Genomic DNA, 18,478 nt, shown 5'->3' on the forward strand with positions numbered 1-18,478 from the left:
ATGTCCCGGTACGACGGCGTGCCCACCACGACGCTCGAGGTGACGACGGCCGACGGCGAGCGCCGGCTCGTCGGCCACTACCGTCGCCGGTTCCCGCCCCCGCCGTCGGACGCGACGACATCGGCGCGCCGCACGGTGGCGCCGGGCGACCGCCTCGACCTGCTGAGCTTCACCCTGACGGGCGACCCTCTGGGGTTCTGGCGGATCTGCGACGCCAACGCCGCCCTCGACCCCGACGACCTCGTCGACGACGAGGCGGTGGGCACCGTCATCGTGGTCCCGCTGCCCGGGGTTCCCGGCGTGCCGGGGGCGGGGGTGCCGCGATGACCGCGGACCTGGGCGTGCACCTCACCGTGCTGGCCGGGCCGACGGTGCCCGTGCCGCTGCCGCCGGACGTCGCGGCGCGGGTGCGGTCGGTGACGGTGACGGAGTCGGACGCGGCGCGCTCGGCGTTCACGGTCACCCTCGACGCGGGGCGGTCCGGCCCCACCGCGGCGTTCGACTCCCCCGTCGTCGGGCCGACGGCGCCGATCCGGGCGGGCTCGCGCGTCGTCCTCGTCCTGACGATCGGCGTCGTGCCGCACGTGCTCGCCGACGGGCTCGTCACCGAGACCGAGCTGACACCCGGCGGCCGGGACGCGGCGGCCGAGCTGCGGCTCACGGGCCAGGACCTGTCCCTGCTGCTGGACCGGCAGGAGGTCTCCGCCGAGCACCCGGGGCTGGAGGACTCGTTGCAGGTGCTGGCCGTCGCGGCCCGGTACGCCCCGCACGGCCTGGTGCCGGCCGTCGTGCCCCCGGCCGACCTCGACCCGCCCCTGCCCGTCGAGCGCACGCCCACCCAGCAGGGCACCGACTGGGAGCACCTGCAGCTCCTCGCGGCGCGGCACGGGTACGTCTGCTACGTCTCCCCCGGCCCGGTCCCCGGTACCTCGACGCTCTTCTGGGGGCCACCGGTGCGCGAGGGGCTGCCCCAGCCGGCGCTCTCGACGGGCCTCGGCCCGGCCACGACCGTCACGGGGTCGCTGCGCTTCCGCGAGGACGTGCTCACGCCGGAGCTGCAGGAGGGCCGGGTCACCGACGCGCGGCTGGGCGCCACGCTGCCCGTGCGCACCGTGGGCGCGCTGCGCGTCCCGCTGTCCGCGGCCCCGACATGGGCGGCGCACCAGCAGGACCTGCGGGTGCGCCAGTTCCGCGACTCCGGCGTGGGCGCGGCCACGGCGTTCGCGCGCGCCCAGGCGGCGACGGACCGCTCCGCCGACAGCGTCACCTGCGACGGCAGCCTCGACGGGTCCGTGTACGGGGAGGTGCTGCGGCCGCGCGGGCTCGTCGGGGTGCGCGGCGCCGGCTGGTCGCACGACGGCCTCTGGTACGTGCGCCAGGTGGTGCACCGCGTGGACCGGGGCTCGTACGCCGCGGACTTCTCGCTGTCGCGCGACGGGCTCGGCGCGACCGTCCCGGTGGTGAGGGTCTGATGGACGGGGTCCCGGGCGACGGCGCCCGCCGGTTCTACGGCAAGTACCGCGGCAAGGTCGAGAACACGCTCGACCCGCTGCAGCTCGGCCGGGTGCAGGTGTCCTGCCCGGCGGTCCTCGGGGAGGGCACGCTGAGCTGGGCGCTGCCGTGCACCCCGTACGCCGGGAACCAGGTGGGCCTGTTCCTCGTGCCGCCGGTCGGGGCCCACGTGTGGGTCGAGTTCGAGGGCGGCGACCCGTACCAGCCGATCGTCGGCGGCTGCTTCTGGGGCACGGGCGAGGTGCCGGCCAGCCCTGCCGTCGAGCAGGTCAAGCTGCTGCGCACCGACGCGATCACGCTCCGGCTCAGCGACGTGCCGGGCGGGGGCGGGGTCACCGTGCAGGTCGGCTCCCCCGCCGTGGCCGTGCCGGTCGACATCAAGGCCACCAGCACGGGTGTGGAGATCTCGATGGGCAAGAACAAGATCGCCCTGACGGCCGCGTCGGTGTCCATCAACGACGGCGCGCTGGAGGTGACGTGATGCCCGGCTACCTGCTCTCGACGGCCGCGTCGGTCGCGTGCGCCCACCAGGGCCGGGCGACGGCGGGCGGCGTGGCCGCGCGCGTCAGCCTGGGCGGCAGCCCGGCGGTCCTCCTCGCCCCGCCGTGGTCGATCGCCGGCTGCACCTTCCCGCCCCCGACGGCGGGCAACGGCCCGTGCGTCAGCGGATCCTTCACCGTCGGCACGGTGCGCGTCACCTCGATGCAGCAGCCGCTCGCGATCCAGGCCGCCCCGGGGCAGTGCGTCCCGACGGGGGTCCCGCTGGTGGTCTCGTCGACGCAGGTCCGGGTGCGTGCGACATGAGCGAGATCCCCCGGCGCGCCTGGGCGCCGCGGCACGTCGCCTTCCCGCTCGCCCTCGACGGCCGCGGCCGCACCGCCATGGTCGACGACGCGGACTACGTCCGCGGCCTGGTCGAGCAGGTGCTCTTCACCGCACCGGGCGAGCGCGTCAACCGGCCCGACTTCGGCAGCGGCGTCGGGCGGCTGGTGTTCGCACCCACGGACGATGCCCTGGCGCGGTCCACGCAGGCGCTGGTGCACGGCGCGCTCCAGCGGTGGCTCGGTGATCTGCTGCGCGTCGAGGACGTGCGGGTCACCGCCGTGGACGCTCGTCTGGAGGTGGTCGTGGAGTACCTGCCGCTGGCCGCGACGACGGGCGAGGAACGCCGCACGGTGACCGTCACCGGGGGTGCGCCATGACCGGGGGTGCGCCGTGACCGGCGAGGGCGGGCTGCTGACGGCCGCGGTCGACCTGGAGGCGCGGCGCGCGCTGCTGCGGGGCCGAGCGGGCGTCGACGGGATCGACGTCGTCGAGGTGCTCTCCAACCACCGCGGGTCGCCGGGCCACGTCGCCGGGGCGCCCGAGCAGCGCACCCTCCTGGTCCGCCTCGTCAACGGCCCCGTGCCGGGCAGCTGGGGCGCGGCGCACGTGACTGTGACGGGCGGCGTGCGCGTCGACCCGGCCCTCAACCCCGTGGGCGTCTCGTGGGCCTTCCCCGCCGCGCGGGTGGTGGGCACGGGCACGGAGCCCGCCGCGCCCGACGCCGACGTCCCCGGCGTCATCGCGGCCGACCGCACCCTCGTCGACCGGGCGCTGCGCGCCCCGGGCGGCCTCCCCGACGACGACGCCCGCCGCCGCACCCTCGTGGTGCGCACGACCTCCTCGGGCGACTGGTCCACCTACCGGGTACGGCTCGTCGACCCCGGCGACCCGGCCGGGGCCGCCGCCCCCGCCGGCGTCGACGCCGCCCTGGCCGACGCGCCGTTCACGTTCACCGTGGACTGCCCCACCGATCTCGACTGCGCGCCCTCCCCCGGAGGCGCCCCGCAGCCGGAGGACCTGCTGCCCGGGGACTACCTCGCGCGTGACTACGAGGCCCTGCGCACCCGGCTCCTGGACCGGCTCACCACCCTCCTGCCCGGCTGGGGCGACACCAACCCGGCCGACCCGGCCGTCATGCTCGTCGAGCTGTTCGCGGCCGTCGGCGACCGCCTCGCCGCCTGGCAGGACGCCGTCGCCGTCGAGGCCTACCTCGGCACCGCGCGCCGCCGCACCTCGGTGCGCCGGCACGCGCGTCTGCTCGGCTACACCGTCCACGAGGGCTGCGCCGCCCGCGCACTGCTGGCCGTCACCACCCCGACCGCGGCCGACGTCCCGGTCCCGCGCGGGACACCCGTGTGCGACCTGCCCCCCGCGGTCCCGGCAGGCTCGCCGCTGGAGGCGGCCGACGCCGGCGCCACCGTGTTCGAGACCGCGCAGGACCTCGTCGCCACGCGCTCGCGCAACGCCCTGCCCCTGCACGCCTGGGGCGACGCCGACCACTGCCTGCCCGCCGGCAGCACCGCCGCCTTCGTCGCCACGGCGGTCGGCGAGGACCCGGGACTCGCGGCGGGCGACCTGCTGGTCCTCGCGGAGCAACCCGCGGGCGGGAGCCCCGCCGGCGGCCCGCCCGACCGGCGCTACGCCGTGCGCCTGGTGCGCGACGCGCGGCGCCACCTCGACGCCGTGGCGGGGCGGTCGGTGTGGGAGCTCGCGTGGTCGCCGGCCGACGCCCTGCCCGGCCCGCTCACGGTCCGCGAGGGCGACCCCGACGCGGTCCGCGCGGTCGCCCTCGCCAACGTCGTCGTCGCCGACCACGGGGCGAGCGTGCGCGCCGACCCGCTCGTGCCGCCCACGGCCCCGGCGGCGCCCGCACAGGGCGCCTACCGTCCGCGGCTGCGGCGCCCGGGCCTCGCGTTCGTCGACCCGCGGCTGCCGGCGTCGGCCTCGGCTGCCGCCCTGGCCCACCCGGACCCGACCCGCGCCGCGGCCGCCCTCACGCTGTGGGACGGGCTGCGGGAGTGGACCCCGCGGCCCGACCTGGTCGGCAGCGGGCGGCTCGACGCGCACGTCGTCGTCGAGCCGGAGCAGGGCGGGGTGGCGCGGCTGCGGTTCGGCGACGGGACGAACGGCCGGCGGCCCGCCCCCGCCTCCGCCGTGGTCGCCTCCTACCGGCTGGGCGGGGGCACGGCGGGCCACGTGTCCGCGGACAGGCTGGTCCGCGTCCTTCCGCCGGCCGACCCCCGCCGCGCGATCCCGGGCGACGCGCCCGCGGTCTGGAACCCGCTGCCGTCCGCGGGCGGCGAGGACCCCGAGGACCTCGAACGGGTGCGCCAGCTCGCCCCGGCGGCGTTCCGACGGCAGCTGCGCGCGGTCACCTCGCCCGACTACGCCGCCGTCGCCGAGCTGGACCCGGGCACGCAGCGTGCCGTGGCGCGGCGCCGCTGGACGGGCTCCTGGTACGCCCAGGAGGTCACGCTCGACCCGGTGGCCCGTGCGGACGACGTCGCCCTGCGCGCCGACGTCACGGCCGTGCTCGAGGTGCGCCGCATGGCGGGCGTCGACGTGGAGCTCGAGCGTCCCGTGCACGTGCCGCTGGAGATCGTGCTGACGGGCTGCGCCGAGGCGGGGCACCTGCGCGAGGACGTCGAGCTGCGCCTGCGCGACGTGTTCTCCTCCGCGGTCCGGCCCGACGGCCGCCCGGGGTTCTTCCACCCCGACCGGTTCACGTTCGGGCAGTCGCTGCGGCTGTCGGACGTCGTGGCCGCCGCCATGACGGTCGACGGGCTGGCGTGGGTGGAGCTCGAACGGTTCTCGAGGGCCGGCGCCACCGACGCGCAGGCCGCCGCGGACCTGGCCGCCGGCGTCGTGCGCGCCGCCCCGCGCGAGCTGCTGCGCTGCGACAGCGACCCCGACGACCCCGAGGCCGGCCACGTCGTCGTGCGCGTGGGGGGTGGGTCATGAGCTGCGCCTGCGACGCCGGCACCGGCGACGCGTGCCCCTGCGACGGCGGTGGCGTCGGCGTCGAGAACCCGCCCGGCCAGCACGCGCTGCACTGGCGGGTCGCCCCGCACGGGGCCGCGCTGGCCCGGATGCGGCAGGCCCTGCCCGCGCTGGGCCCCGACGACCCCGCGAGCGCCCTGCTCGACACGTGGGCCGTGGTCACCGACGTCGTCTCGTTCTACACCGAGCGGATCGCCCAGGAGGGGTTCCTGCGCACCGCGACCGAGCCGCTCTCGGTGCGCGAGCTCGCACGCACGCTGGGCTACGAGCTGCGTCCGGGCGTGGCGGCGCGGGCCGACCTCGCCTTCGACGTCGAGACGGCGGCCGGCGCGCCCGAGACGGTGCTCGTCCCCGCCGGGACGCCCGTGCAGACGGTGCCCGCCCCGGGCGCCCTCCCGCAGACCTTCGAGACCGCGGCACCGCTGGAGGCGCACCGGGGGTGGAACGCCGTGCCGGCCGTCGCCACCGAGCCGCAGACCTTCGGCTTCCGGACCAGTGAGGTGTGGCTGCACACCGTCACCCCGGGCGTCCGGGTGGACGACCGGCTCCTGGTCGTCGGCGACGAGCGGGCCGGCCTCGGCGCCTCCGACCCGCACGGCGACCCCACCGAGACGTGGGACTTCCGCCGGGTGGTCGCCGTCGACGTCTCCCCGGCGTTCCGCGACGGCTGGACCCGGCTCACCCTGGACCGCCGGATCGGGTACCGCGAGGGCCGGGAGCTGGCGGCGCGGCAGCACCCGCGGGTCCACCGGATGGCGCAGCGCCTCAGCCTGTTCGGTCACCACGCCCCCGACCCGCGGATGTTCAGCGCGCAGTCCCGGCCCCCCGGGGTGCCCGACGCCGCCGAGTGGAGCGACTTCGACGTCACATCGGCCGGCGAGCGCGTCGTCGAGCTCGACGGCGACCACCCCGAGGTGGTCGCCGGGTCGTGGGTCGTGCTGGAGCAGCTCGGCGCGGTGGAGGCCTACCAGGTCACGGACGTCACGCCCGACGGCGCCACGCGGTACGGCCTGTCGGGGCGGCTCACGCGGCTGCGCCTCGACGTCCCGCACGGGCTGGAGCAGTTCGGCCGGCGACGGGCCGCCGTGCACGCCGTCTCCGAGGACCTGCACGCCGACCTCATGCCGCGGGCCGGGCTCGTCGGGGACGTGCCCGGCGGCACCCCGACGGTGCTGGACGTCGCGGGCACCGCCCCGCCGCTGCCCGCGGGCCGCCTCGTCGCCGTCACCGGCCGGTCCGAGGACGGCACCCCCGCCGTGGAGACCGTCACCGTCACCGCGGTCACGCCGCAGGCCGACGGCACCCAGCGCCTCGTCCTCGACCCGCCCCTGGCCCACGCGTACCACCCGGGCACCGTGACGGTCCGGGCCAACCTGGCGCCCGCCACCCACGGCGAGACCGTGCAGCAGGTGCTCGGCAGCGGCGACGGCCGCGTCGCGTTCCCGCGCTTCGCGCTGCGGCGCCCGCCGCTGACCTACGTGCGCTCCACGACCACCGCCACCGGCGCCGTCGCGGCGCTCGAGGTCCGCGTCGAGGGCGTCGCGTGGCGCGAGGTGCCGACCCTCGACGACGCCGGCCCGCACGACCAGGCGTACGTCGTGCGGCAGGACGCCGACGGCGGCACCGAGGTCGTGTTCGGCGACGGCGTCCACGGTTCGCGCCTGCCCACCGGCGTCGAGAACGTGCGCGCCACCTACCGGGTCGGCATCGGACCCGACGGCGCCGCGGCCCCGGGGCAGGTGTCGCTGCCCGTGCGCCGGCCGCGCGGCATCGCGCAGGTCGCGAACCTCGCCGACGCCCGCGACTGGGCCGGCCCCGAGGACCTGGAGCAGGCGCGGGCCAACGCGCCGCAGCGCATCCGCACGCTCGACCGGGCGGTGTCGGTGGCCGACCACGAGGACTTCGCGCGCGGCTACTCCGGGGTGGGGCGGGCCCGCGCCGACCTGGTCTGGGACGGGCGGGTCGAGACCGTGGTCGTGTCCGTCCTGGCGGCCGACGGCGGCCCCGCCTCGACCGGCCTGGTCGCCGACCTGCGCGCGACCCTCGACGGCGCCCGCGAGACGCGGGCGCCGCGGCTCGTCCTGGCGGGCGAGGTGGTCGACGCCGTCGCGCGGGTCGAGGTGGACGTCGACCCGCGGCACGAGCCCGACGACGTCCGCGCCGCCGTCGAGGCCGCGCTGCGCGCCCGGCTCGGCGCGCTCGAGCTGGGCGCCCCGCTCGCCGCGTCGGCGGTGCTGGTGGTCGTCGCGGCCGTCCCCGGGGTGGCCTCCGCGACGATGCCGGTGCTCGCGGTGCCGCCGCCCGGGCCCGCGCTGCCGGGCTCCGACGACGCGCTGCTCGTGACCGCCGCCGCGCGCTGGGACGCCGCGACCCGGGCCGTGCTCCCCGCCCAGGCGCTGCGCCTGACGCCCGACGTGGGGGTGCGGCCGTGACCGTCGACGACGCCCGGCGCGACGAGCGCACCGCCTACCTCGCGTCGCTCCTGCCCGCCCACGTGATGGAGCGCGACGCCGAGAGCGGCGGGCTCCTACGGCGGCTGCTCGGCGCCGCCGCGGGCGAGCTCGCCCTCGTCGAGGACGACCTCGAGCGGCTGTACGAGTCCTGGTTCGTGGAGACCGCGCCGGAGTGGGTCGTGCCGTACCTGGCCGACCTCGTGGGTCTGGTGGGCCTGCCGGGCGACCTGGGCACCGGCTCGGGGGCGGGCGTCAGCCGGCGCGGCGTCGTGGCGAACACGGTCGCGTACCGGCAGCGCAAGGGCACCGTCGCCGTGCTGGAGCAGGTGGTGCGCGACGTCACGGGGTGGCCCGCCCGGGCCGTGGAGCACTACCGCCTGCTCACCACGACGACGCACGTCAACCACCCCCGCCCCGAGCGACCGGCGACCGGCTCGGTGCGGCACGCGGCCCTCGCGGAGCTGGAGTCCCCGGCCCTGGCCGGCGCGGCGCTGACGCGGTTCACGCACACGGGCGAGGTGCGGCACGTCTCCCCCGGACCCACCGGGGGGCGCGGCCGCTACGGCATCCCGCACGTCGGGGTGCACGCGTTCTCCACCCAGGTGAGCGAGGTGCGCGGCGCGCCGGCGCGACGGGTCGGCGACGCCTGGCTCACGCACCCGCTCGACCGGCCCGCCCCGTGGTTCGCCGCGCCGGCCGCGGAGGACTCCATCGAGCACCTGGCCGCCGAGGCGGACCTGCCCGTGCCGCTGCGCCCGCGCCGCCTGCTGGCGCTCCTCGCGGACGCGCGCGCCGCGTGGTCCGCGGGGACACCGGTCGAGGAGCTGATGCCGGTGCCGGTGGCGGTCCGCGTGGACGACGACCCGGACCCGCTGCCGCCGTACCGGGTGCGCGTGTGCGGGCTGGAGGACCTCGCCACGGTCGGCGCGGCCACCCCGGACGACCTCGGCGACGACGACCCGGCCCAGGTGCTCGGCGGCTGGCAGGTCATGGTCGACCCGGTCGCGGGGGCCCTCCGGCCGTACCGGGACGGCGTCCCCTACGACCCCACCGCGCACGGCGCGCACGCCTTCCACGTCGACCATGCCGCGGGCGCGGTGGCCGACCTGGGAGCGGGCACCTACGACCGGTCGGCGGCGCACGAGGCCGCCCGCGACGACGACCCGTTCGCCGCCACCGGCGGGCGGCGCGACCGGTACGACGCCCAGGCCCGGGTTCCGGGCGGGCCCGGCGCGCCCGCCGTCGTCACGATCGCCGACGGCGTCGCCGCCGTGGCCGCGGGCTGGGCCGCGGACGCGGCGGCCCGGCCGGGCGGCACCCGGGTGGTCTCCGTCGCGGACGGCGAGGACCACCCCGGCGACGTGGTCCTCGAGGTGCCGCCGGACTCGCGGCTCGTCCTCGTCGCGGCCGAGTGGGCCGCACGGCCCCTGCTGAACGGCGACGTCGCCGCGCCCGTCCCCGGCGTCTACACGGCGGAGGGCCTGCGCCCGCGCGTCGTCGGCGACGTCGTGGTGACCGGAGGCACGGGCAGCGCGCTGCTCCTGGACGGCCTGGTCGTGATCGGCGACGTCCGCGTCGAGGCGGGCGCGCTCGCGTCGCTCACCGTCAGCCAGTGCACCGTGGCAGGGCGCGTCGTCGTCGCCGGGGACGACGACCCCGCCGACGACCCCGCCGACGACCCCGCCGACACCGACCGCGCGAACCGCGCCCTGCGCGTGACCGTGCGGCGCAGCCTGCTCGGCGGCATCGAGCTGGCCGGCACCGTGCCGGCGCTCGACGTCACGGACAGCGTGGTCGACCCCCGGCTCACGACGGCCGGCGGCGGCCCCGTCGACCCCGCCGCGCCCGCCGTCGCCGCCGAGGGCTCGCACGCCCGGCTCGCGGGGTCCACGCTGTTCGGCCCCGTGGGGTGCCGCGTCCTGGAGGTGACGTCGAGCCTGTGCGACGGCGTCGTGACCGTGGTGGACCGTCAGCACGGGTGCGCCCGGTTCTCCTACCTCGGGCCGGGCTCGCGCGCGCCGCGCAGGTTCCGGTGCGTCCCCGAGTCCGACGCCGCGAGCGGCGCCCCCGTCGTCGGCGCACCGTCGTACGTGTCCCTCGACCCCGCGTCGCCCGCCTACCCCGCGCTCGCGTCGACCGTGCCCGCCGCGATCCGTCGCGGCGGCGAGGGCGGGGCCGAGATGGGCGCCCACCACCACCTGCGCCGTCCCCTGCGGACGGACGCGGCCCGCCGCCTCGTCGCGCCGTACCTGCCGGCAGGCATGCAGATCGGGATGTTCGGGAGCTGACCATGCACGCAGACCTCACCCGCTGGACCTTCGACCCGACGCAGGGCTACCGCTCGGTGCTGATGCAGCAGGGCCGCGTGCTGCTGGACGCCGAGTGGAACGAGCAGGCCGCGATCGCCGCGCACCACGACGAGGCGCGCACCGCCGACGTCGTCGGGTCGTCCGGCGGCCCCGCCCCGCTGGACGGCGGCCCGGGACCGTTCGCCGTCGTGGACGCCGGCACCGGCCTGCCGCCGGTGGACGCGGCCTGGGCGGACCTGGTCGTGACCGCGGGGCGGTACACGGTGGACGGCGCGCTCGTGGAGTCGGCGGCGTCGGCGCCGCTGGCGGACCAGCCGTTCCTGGAGGTGCCGGAACCCGCCGTCGGGCGCTGGGCGGCGTACCTGGACGTGTCCGACCGGCTCGTCACCGCCGACGAGCGCCCCGCGCTGCTGGAGTCCGCCCTCGGCGGCCCCGACACCGCCTTCCGGACGCAGACCGTGTGGCAGGTGCGGCTCGCGGCGACCGGCGCGGACCAGGTCTGCTCGGACGTGGCGGGCGCCGGCTCCCGCACGCCGCGCACGATGCGGGTGCGCCTCCAGGAGGCCGCGGCGTCCGACGACCCGTGCTCGATCACCGCCGGCGGCGGGTACACGCGACTGGAGAACCAGCTCTACCGGGTCCAGGTGCACGACGTCGCCGGGGCGGTCGCCCGGTTCCTGTGGTCGCGGGAGAACGGCTCGGTGGTGGTGGGCCTCGTGCGCCTCGAGGACTCCCCCGTCACCGGGACGCTCGGCCTCCTCACCGTCGACCGCACGGGCCGGGACGACGAGCTGTCGATCGGCCAGGGCAGCTGGGTCGAGGTCACCGGCCCCGAGCGCCAGGTGCGGGGCCTGCCCGGGTGGGTCGGCCAGGTGACGCAGGTGGCCGACCGGGAGCTGCACGTCACCTGGCCCGAGGGGCACCCCGCGTCCCTGGCCGACGTCGGGGCGACCCCGCTGGTGCGGCGCTGGGAGGCGCCACCGCGGGCGCTGTCCACGGCGTTCGCCGCGCTGGAGGGCGGCATCGAGGTGGCGTTCCCCGCCGGCGGCGAGCCCGCCGTCGGCGACTTCTGGCTGGTGCCCGCCCGCACCTCCCGCCTCGCCTACGGCGTGGTGGCCACCCGGGGCACCCTCGAGTGGCCCTGGTCGGCCGCCGGCGCGACGGCGCTGCCCCCGCTGGGGCCCGTGCACCGCACGGCGCCGCTCGCCGTGCTCGACCGCACGGCCGCCGGCTGGACCCTGGTGGGCGACTGCCGGCACCTGTTCCCGCCCCTGACCGGGCTGGTCACGATCGACCTCGTCGGCGGCGACGGGCAGGAGGCGATGCCGGGCACGGAGCTGCCCCAGCCGGTGCGGGTGGTGGTGCGCAACGGCGGCCTGCCGGTCGCGGGCGCCGAGGTGTTCTTCTCCGCGCCCGACGGCGGGCTGCTGCGCAACCCCGACGACCCGGTGCCGAACGCCTCCAACGTCTCCGTGCGCACCGACGCCGACGGCGTCGCCGACGTCTTCTGGACCCTGTTCATGGCCGCGGGCGCGCCCACCACGCAGACCCTCGTCGCGCACCGGCTGGACGACCACGGCGCCGAGACCGACGTCGACGTGGTCACGACGGCGCGGCTGTCGGTCGCGAGCCAGGTGGCGTGGTCGCCGGCGTGCGCGGGGTTCGCCGACGCCCCGACCGTGCAGGACGCGCTCGCCCGGCTCGCCACGACGCCGTCGTTGGCGCTGCTCGGGGGCGACGGCCAGGAGGTCGCCGCGGCGGGCCGGACGGTGCCGCGCCTCGTGCGGGTGGCGACGGACAGCCCGTGCGGTCCCGGCGAGGGAGCAAAGGTCGTCGCGACCGCGACCGACGGCGCGCTCGTCCTCCCGCTGCCCGACGGCTCCCCGGTCCCCGCGACCCTCGCCGGGGTGGCGGGCGCGGGCACCGAGGCAGTCGCGGCGGCCGACGCGGCGGGAGTCGCCGCCTTCGCGTGGCAGCCCGCGTTCGACGACTCGGGCAGCGACGTGCTCGCCGTCGCGCTCCCGGACTCCGACGAGGCGACGGTCCAGGTCACCGCGCAGCTCGACCCGCCCGGGACGCGGACGGCGGGGATCCACGTGAAGCAGGTCCGGTTCTTCTCGGGCCGCGAGCTGGTCAACGACGAGGTGTACGGCTTCGACGAGCTCGGCGGGAACTTCCCCGGCATCGCCGTCGGGCTCGACGCCCCCGTGGACCAGTCGAGCGTGCAGGGCAAGCCGGTGGTGCGGCTGCTGCTGGAGCTGCCCTGGCCGGTGGGCCAGGAGTCCGCGCCCTTCGGGGGCGGCACCAGCGTGTGGGCGCGCCGCACTATCGAGATCGTCGGGCAGACCAACGCCGACGGACCGCTGATCATCTGGTCCCCCGGCCGCCCGGGCGACGACCTCCCGCTCGACGCCGTTCTCAAGAACGTGATCACCACCCTGCGCCGGCTCCCGCCGCACACGCTGTTCGAGCCCGCGATGCCGCTGCGGATGCGGTTCCAGATCGACGGCTGGGCCGTGGTGGGCGACCGGCGCGAGGGGCTGGAGTCGCTGCACCTCAACGGCCACACGGACACCGTCCTGGACGACGAGGGCCGCACCCGGCTCGTGCTCCCCAGCACCGACGAGGTGACGGGCGGTCGGTTCGAGACGTGGTTCTGGTTCACCGACGACGCCGGCGCCCGGCCCGTCCGCCCGGACTTCGGCGGCCGCCTCGACCTGACGCACTTCGACCCCGCCGTGGCGGACGTGCTGCGCCCGATGCTTGAGGTGCCCGTGATCACGCGCCCGCCCGTCGGCCCGGTCCCACCCGTCGGCCCGGTGGCCCCGCTGCCCCTCGACGACCTGCCAGGCCGCACCCTCGGCTTCGTCGAGCGCCGCGCCACCGACGCGGGCGTGACGCTCGACGTCGTCGAAGAGGCCGCCGACGCGCGCCGCAACACCGTGCTCGGCACCGAGCTGCTCGCCGACGGCGTGCTGCGCGTGCGCGTCTCGCGCGGCGCAGCGGGGAACCCGGAGGGGTGAGCGCGATGCCGGTGTCCACACGTCGTGCTCCCGACCCGGGGCGGGAACGCCGCGACCGGGAGGCGTCGGAGCGCGCCGCCGACGCCGACGCCCGCCGGGCCGTCGGGACGGACGCGACGGTCGGGACGGACGCGACGGTCGGGAAGGTCGGGACGGTCGGCACTGCCGCGACGATCCGGGAGCTCGGCGCGGCCATGGGGCACGACTTCTCCCGCGTCCGGCTGCACGACGACGCGACCGCCCACGCGGTGACCGGCCGTCTGGGCGCTGAGGCGGTGACCGTCGGGAACGACGTGCTCTTTGCGCCGGGCCGGCGCGGTTCACCCGGCGGGCGGGCCCTGCTCGCGCACGAGCTCGCCCACGTGCGGCAGCAGTCGCGCACCGGCCCGCGGGTCCAGGCCAAGCTCGTCGCGACGGGCTCGGCGCAGGACTTCGTCGACATGGTCAACCGGATCGTCACGGTGCAGCACCGGGTCCAGGTCTCGGCGTCCGGCGAGGTCTCGATCGTCGACACGGACGTCCCGGGGCCCCCGACGCGGAGCCAGACGGAGCTGCTCGCCCGGCTCCGCTCGATGATCGCCGACTCGGCCACCACGACGGTCGACTTCATCCACGGCGACACGTCACGACGCGCCGGGGACGCGAGCGTGGTCGTGGGCTCCTACGACCTGGCCCGGGTCGATCTCGACGACGTGACCAGCTTCGGCTTCGACCCGGCGGAGGCCCGCACGGGTGACAGCGCCGCCACGCAGCTCGTCCACGAGCTGACCGAGCAGCAGCGTCGGCAGGTGCACGGCGAGGCGTTCGCCCAGGCCCACCGGACCGCGTACGCCGCCCAGGAGCAGCAGCTTGGCGCGAGGATGGTGAGCGAGACACCCATGACGCCGGGTCAGGGGACGTCGGCCAGCGTCACCACCACCTACCGGTACCCCGACGGGCGAGAGGTCGACGTCGTCACGACCTTCGACACCTCGAACGGCCGGATCACGAACGTCCAGCGGGTCGTCCGCCCGCCGGCGACCAGGAGACGACCGGGGAGGACGCGATGAACGCCCTGCCGACGAACGACGCCGTCTCCTGGTCCGGCACGAGGTTCGGCCTGCTGCCGGCCGTCGACGTCTCGGAGACCCTCGACGAGGCGACGCTGCTCGACCTCCTGGACGACCCGGACCGGTTCGTCCTCGCGCACGTGCTCCTCACCCTGCGGTCGGGCGTCTCCTACTCCGCGCTGGAGGGCGGCTACAACGGCCTCGCCGTCGACCTCCGGCCCGACGGCGAGGTGGAGGTCGCGCCGGGCCAGGGCCCCGCCCTGCGTCGCCGGTGGGTGGCGTGGGCCGCCTCCCGGCCGCGTCCGGGCACGCTCCCCCCGGACCCCGGGGCGGACGCACCATGACCCGCACCACCACAGCCCGGGCTCCGCGCCAGGCCTCGGCCCCGACGCCCGCCGCCCCGCTGCCCCTGCCGGCGCGCCGGGAGATGGAGGCCGCGTTCGGCCACGACTTCTCCGCCGTCCGCGTGCACACCGACGAGCGTCCCGGGGCGCTCGGCGCCCGCGCCCTGACCGAGGGCAGCGACATCCACGTCGCGCCCGGGGCGTACGCGCCGGGGAGCGCCGAGGGGCGCCGCCTCCTCGCGCACGAGCTGGCGCACGTGGTGCAGCAGGCCGGCCGCGCGCCGTCGGGCACGGCGGCGGACCGCTCCGGCGAGCACGCCGCGCACGAGGCGGCGGACCGTGTCGTCGCCGGAGGACGGGTGCGGGTGGCCGGGCGGGCGGCGACGGGCCCGCAGCCCGACGACGGCGCCACCCCGCCCTCGGCGTCGACGGCGGACGACCCCGTCGGCGTCATCACCGGCGGGCTCAGGACCGTCAGCGGCGAGCTGGCGAAGAACGAGAAGGTGAAGAAGGAGCTCGTCGAGCCGGTGACCCGGGCCGTCGGGGGCCGCGCCACGCGCGAGTGGGGCTCGCTCGGCGGGGGTGAGAAGGCCGGGCTCGTCGGGTTCGGCGTGGGCACCGTCGGGCTCGGCGCGGGCGCCCTGCTCAGCGATCCCGGCGGGCGCCGCGTGCTCGCGGGCGTGAACCTCGCCGCGCCGCTCGGGCTCCTGCCCTACGCCACCCTCACCACCTTCAGCTACTCGATGCCCAGCGGCGCCGCGGGCGGACCGCAGCTCTGGACGTTCCGGACAGGCTTCGACCTCACGGACGTGCTGCGGCTCGGCGGCGACCTGCTCGGCTGGAAGGGCCTGAGCCTCACCGCCGACCTGACCTGGGACTACGACCCCGCGACCCGGTCCCTGACGCTCGCCGGCGGCACGGGAAGGCTCGGCCTGGTGCCCGGCCTCAGCGTGTCGGGAGGGACCTATCCGTCCCTGCTCCCCGCGCCCCGGCTCTTCCCCACCGACGCGGGCCCCGGCCAGCAGAAGCAGTCCCTGCCGGAGGGGCCGAAGGCGCCGGGCGCGCCCGACGTGCGGGTCATGGTGACGTTCGACCTCGTGGCGTTCGCGCGGTCCGGCACCGTGCCGGGGCTCGCGGAGGCGTTCGGCGTCGCGAAGCGGAAGAAGTGACCGTGGCGGCGGCGCGGCACGAGCGGGAGCCCGTCGAAGGTCCGCGCGCCGAAGGACCGCGGGCCGGAGGCATGCGCGTCGCCGGTGCGGGCGGGCCCGCGGCCGAGGGACAGCGGCTCCCCGCGGCCACCGCGGACTGGTTCGGTGCGCGGTTCGGTCACGACTTCAGCGCGGTCCGCGTGCTCGGGGACGACCGGGCCGCGAGCTCGGCCGCCGCGCTCGACGCGCACGCGTGGACCCACGGCGACACGATCCGGTTCGCCCGCGGCGCGTACGCACCCGGCACCGCCGAGGGCCGGCGCCTGATCGCCCACGAGCTGGCCCACGTCGTGCAGCAGCGGACCGGTTCGCCGCTGGACGACGCCGCGGCCGAGGCCGAGGCGCGACGGGCGGAGACCCGTCCCGGCGCCTTGCACGCGGGCACCGGCCGGCGCCGCCCTCGGGTGCAGCGCAGCCCGGTCCGGGCGATCCGCACCCCCGAGACCGACGACCTGGTGCAGCACCTCGTCGACGAACGGGACCCGGCCACCCTCGAGCAGCGGCTTGCGGAGGCGAAGGCCGGCAAGCGTCCGGTGCTCACCTTCCCGGTGCGGACCACCCGCTTCGGCGCCGCCCCGCTGACAGCGCGCCGCAGCGGCGAGGACGTCCACGTGAAGATCCCGGTCCATGTCTTCTCCAACCAGGACTTCCGGGCCCAGACCCGCACGCTCCCCGTGTCCGCGTTCGTGGGGGGCATGACCGTGCCGCGGTGGGCGGTGGTCAAGGTCGTCCTCTACGAGAACCCCTGGTACGCCCCGAACATCACCGGCTCGACCGACTGGGACACGAAGACCGAGATCTACCTCCCCGCGGAGGCCCTCCTCGAGATCTCCGACGTGATCACGAAGGCCACGCTGATCAACATCGGCGCGACCGTGATCGAGGGGCTGTCCCTGAGCCCCACGGGCATGGCCGTGCACAGCGCCCTCTCCCAGGCCATCGGCCGGGCGGCCCGCAACGCCCTCGCCGCGGCCATGATCAGCGCCGCGAAGGCGGCGCCGACCGCCCTCGCCGGCGTCGCGAGCCGCGCCACCACCACCGTGGTCGTCAACGCGGCGACCGAGGCGGTCGAGCGACAGGTGGTGAGCCAGGCGACGACCCAGGCGGTCCGGGAAGAGGTCACGAGCCAGGCCACGCAGGCCGTGACCCGGACCGTCGCATCCACCACGACCGAGGCGGCCCAGCGGGCGTCGACCGCCCCCTTGGCCTCGGCGGCCGCATCCGTCGCGGCCACCGAGACCGCCGGGCAGGCCGCACGCCAGAGCATCGCCGGCGCGACCGAGATCCAGGTCTCCGCCCGTGCCTTCGAGCACATCATGTCCCAGACGTTCCCCTCCCAGGCCCTGCACCCGGTGCTCTCGGTCGTCGACGGGATCGGGACCCGCGCCGCGGCGGCGGTCGTCACGGACGCGCGGTTCCTCGCCGCGGTGAACAGCGGCAACTGGGCGCTGGCCGGCACGCTCTTCCACGCGGCGGCGGCCCGTGAGGCCCGCGCCCTGGCGCCCGGCGCGCTGCCCCTCGGCTGGTCCGTGGCCCCCGAGTACACGATCCAGAGCGGCCTGGGCGGTTCGCGGGCGGATCTCCTGTTCTCGGGTCCCGCGAACGTCTTCCTGGAGGTCGACTGGAAGACGACCGGCCGCAGCGCCCTGTCCTCGGGCGCCCGGTCGGAGATGCAGCGGCACGCCGGACAGATCACGGCGCACCTCGGCCCGGGGCTCGCGACGCAGGAGTCGCGGAGCTGGGTCGACTACGTCCGGTCCCTCCTGCCCGGGGTCCGCTGGCCACGCTGACGTTCCCGGCGGAGTCGCACCCGCCGGCGGCACGCCGGTCATCGCACGCGTGCGCCCGCCACCCGCCCCGTCTTCGCCAGCTCCCACCGCACGGCGCGGTCGAGGTGGTCGGCGGTGAGCACGCCGCCGTCGTCGGCGGCGAGGTAGGCGGCCTGCAGCGCGGCGGCGGCGATGGCGCCGCCAGACAGGTCGGCGGCCGCGAGGGCCGTGGTCGACACGTCCGCACGGGGCAGCGCGGGCGGCAGGCTCTGCTCCCACATGCGCTCGCGCGCGGCGCGGTCGGGATAGGGGAAGTCGACGACGACGGCGAGGCGCCGCGTGAAGGCGGGGTCGAGGGCGCTGCGCGCGTTGGTGGTGAGGATCGCGAGGCCGCCGAACGCCTCGAGCCGCTGCAGCAGGTAGCCGACCTCGACGTTCGCGTACCGGTCGTGGCTGTCCTTGACCTCCGAGCGGCGGCCGAACAGGGCGTCCGCCTCGTCGAACAGGAGCACCATGCCGCCGTCCTCGGCCGCGTCGAAGAGCCGGGCGAGACGCTTCTCGGTCTCACCCAGGTACTTGTCGACCACCTGGGAGAGATCCACGTGCACGAGGTCCAGGTCGAGGTCGTGGGCGATCACCTCGGCGGCGAAGGTCTTGCCGGTGCCGCTGTCGCCGGCGAACAGGGCGGTGGTACCGCGGCCGCGGTCGGAGCGGGCGCCGAACCCCCACGCGTCGAGCACGGTGGTGCGGTGGCGGACGGCGGCGGCGAGCGCGCGCAGCTGGTCGGTCTGCCGGGCGGGCAGCACCAGCTCGTCCCAGCCGGCCCGGGCGGTGCGCACCCGCGCGAGCGCGCCGACGTCGGCGCGGGGCCGGCGGCGGCAGGCGGCCCACAGGTCGGCGCAGGCGGCCACGTCCGCGGCGGCGGCGTCGACGTCGGGCAGGGCGAGGTCGAACGCGCCGGCGGCGGCGTCGAGCGCGGCGTCCGG

General features: G+C 77.4%; 14 protein-coding genes. 13 read left to right on the forward strand and 1 reads right to left on the reverse strand.

Annotated elements, in window-relative coordinates:
* The 13 genes from ACWF41_RS17460 to ACWF41_RS17520 all read left to right on the forward strand — a co-directional run bounded on the left by ACWF41_RS17460 (nt 1) and on the right by ACWF41_RS17520 (nt 17,513).
* Nucleotides 1-327 (forward strand): LysM domain-containing protein, encoded by a 327-nt coding sequence (locus ACWF41_RS17460; RefSeq protein ID WP_380317233.1) that lies wholly within the window; start codon nt 1-3, stop codon nt 325-327.
* On the forward strand, nt 324-1,472 hold the full coding sequence (locus ACWF41_RS17465; protein WP_380317236.1) for a hypothetical protein: 1,149 nt from the start codon (nt 324-326) through the stop codon (nt 1,470-1,472). The genes ACWF41_RS17460 and ACWF41_RS17465 overlap by 4 nt, the downstream gene beginning before the upstream one ends.
* A complete protein-coding gene (locus ACWF41_RS17470) occupies nt 1,472-1,993 on the forward strand; it encodes a phage baseplate assembly protein V (protein ID WP_380317239.1) in 522 nt (173 codons plus the stop codon). Before ACWF41_RS17465 ends, ACWF41_RS17470 begins: the two co-directional genes overlap by 1 nt.
* Complete coding sequence (locus ACWF41_RS17475; protein ID WP_380317242.1) at nt 1,993-2,316, forward strand: hypothetical protein; 324 nt, start codon at nt 1,993-1,995, stop codon at nt 2,314-2,316. The genes ACWF41_RS17470 and ACWF41_RS17475 overlap by 1 nt, the downstream gene beginning before the upstream one ends.
* A complete protein-coding gene (locus ACWF41_RS17480; RefSeq protein WP_380317245.1) occupies nt 2,313-2,714 on the forward strand; it encodes a GPW/gp25 family protein in 402 nt (133 codons plus the stop codon). Before ACWF41_RS17475 ends, ACWF41_RS17480 begins: the two co-directional genes overlap by 4 nt.
* 13 nt (nt 2,715-2,727) lie before the next feature.
* Entirely contained in the window at nt 2,728-5,298 is a 2,571-nt protein-coding gene (locus tag ACWF41_RS17485) for a baseplate J/gp47 family protein (protein ID WP_380317248.1), read from the forward strand.
* Nucleotides 5,295-7,769, forward strand: a complete 2,475-nt coding sequence (locus tag ACWF41_RS17490) for a baseplate J/gp47 family protein (RefSeq protein ID WP_380317251.1) — start codon at nt 5,295-5,297, stop codon at nt 7,767-7,769. Before ACWF41_RS17485 ends, ACWF41_RS17490 begins: the two co-directional genes overlap by 4 nt.
* Nucleotides 7,766-10,078, forward strand: coding sequence for a hypothetical protein (locus tag ACWF41_RS17495; protein ID WP_380317254.1), 2,313 nt, complete (start codon nt 7,766-7,768; stop codon nt 10,076-10,078). Before ACWF41_RS17490 ends, ACWF41_RS17495 begins: the two co-directional genes overlap by 4 nt.
* Nucleotides 10,079-10,080: 2 nt before the next feature.
* Nucleotides 10,081-13,122, forward strand: coding sequence for a DUF6519 domain-containing protein (locus tag ACWF41_RS17500; RefSeq protein ID WP_380317257.1), 3,042 nt, complete (start codon nt 10,081-10,083; stop codon nt 13,120-13,122).
* Nucleotides 13,123-13,127: 5 nt separating this feature from the next.
* The gene (locus ACWF41_RS17505) at nt 13,128-14,171 is read left to right on the forward strand and encodes an eCIS core domain-containing protein (protein ID WP_380317260.1); all 1,044 of its coding nucleotides are present in this window, start codon (nt 13,128-13,130) and stop codon (nt 14,169-14,171) included.
* On the forward strand, nt 14,168-14,515 hold the full coding sequence (locus ACWF41_RS17510) for a hypothetical protein (RefSeq protein ID WP_380317262.1): 348 nt from the start codon (nt 14,168-14,170) through the stop codon (nt 14,513-14,515). Before ACWF41_RS17505 ends, ACWF41_RS17510 begins: the two co-directional genes overlap by 4 nt.
* The gene (locus ACWF41_RS17515; protein ID WP_380317265.1) at nt 14,512-15,684 is read left to right on the forward strand and encodes an eCIS core domain-containing protein; all 1,173 of its coding nucleotides are present in this window, start codon (nt 14,512-14,514) and stop codon (nt 15,682-15,684) included. The genes ACWF41_RS17510 and ACWF41_RS17515 overlap by 4 nt, the downstream gene beginning before the upstream one ends.
* A 71-nt stretch (nt 15,685-15,755) precedes the next feature.
* Nucleotides 15,756-17,513 (forward strand): eCIS core domain-containing protein, encoded by a 1,758-nt coding sequence (locus ACWF41_RS17520; protein ID WP_380317268.1) that lies wholly within the window; start codon nt 15,756-15,758, stop codon nt 17,511-17,513.
* A gap of 38 nt (nt 17,514-17,551) precedes the next feature.
* Here ACWF41_RS17520 and ACWF41_RS17525 read toward each other — a convergent pair.
* Nucleotides 17,552-18,478 (reverse strand): ATP-binding protein (locus tag ACWF41_RS17525; RefSeq protein ID WP_452182943.1); only part of this gene is annotated, 927 nt, incomplete at its 5' end.

It is taken from the genome of Isoptericola sp. NPDC055063 (assembly GCF_053608125.1).

Excerpts from the sequence above, each read along its gene's own strand:
- ACWF41_RS17460 (WP_380317233.1), top strand. The coding sequence starts at position 1 with ATGTCCCGGTACGACGGCGTGCCCACCACGACGCTCGAGGTGACGACG.
- ACWF41_RS17465 (WP_380317236.1), top strand. The coding sequence starts at position 324 with ATGACCGCGGACCTGGGCGTGCACCTCACCGTGCTGGCCGGGCCGACG.
- ACWF41_RS17470 (WP_380317239.1), top strand. The coding sequence starts at position 1,472 with ATGGACGGGGTCCCGGGCGACGGCGCCCGCCGGTTCTACGGCAAGTAC.
- ACWF41_RS17475 (WP_380317242.1), top strand. The coding sequence starts at position 1,993 with ATGCCCGGCTACCTGCTCTCGACGGCCGCGTCGGTCGCGTGCGCCCAC.
- ACWF41_RS17480 (WP_380317245.1), top strand. The coding sequence starts at position 2,313 with ATGAGCGAGATCCCCCGGCGCGCCTGGGCGCCGCGGCACGTCGCCTTC.
- ACWF41_RS17490 (WP_380317251.1), top strand. The coding sequence starts at position 5,295 with ATGAGCTGCGCCTGCGACGCCGGCACCGGCGACGCGTGCCCCTGCGAC.
- ACWF41_RS17500 (WP_380317257.1), top strand. The coding sequence starts at position 10,081 with ATGCACGCAGACCTCACCCGCTGGACCTTCGACCCGACGCAGGGCTAC.
- ACWF41_RS17505 (WP_380317260.1), top strand. The coding sequence starts at position 13,128 with ATGCCGGTGTCCACACGTCGTGCTCCCGACCCGGGGCGGGAACGCCGC.
- ACWF41_RS17510 (WP_380317262.1), top strand. The coding sequence starts at position 14,168 with ATGAACGCCCTGCCGACGAACGACGCCGTCTCCTGGTCCGGCACGAGG.
- ACWF41_RS17515 (WP_380317265.1), top strand. The coding sequence starts at position 14,512 with ATGACCCGCACCACCACAGCCCGGGCTCCGCGCCAGGCCTCGGCCCCG.
- ACWF41_RS17520 (WP_380317268.1), top strand. The coding sequence starts at position 15,756 with ATGCGCGTCGCCGGTGCGGGCGGGCCCGCGGCCGAGGGACAGCGGCTC.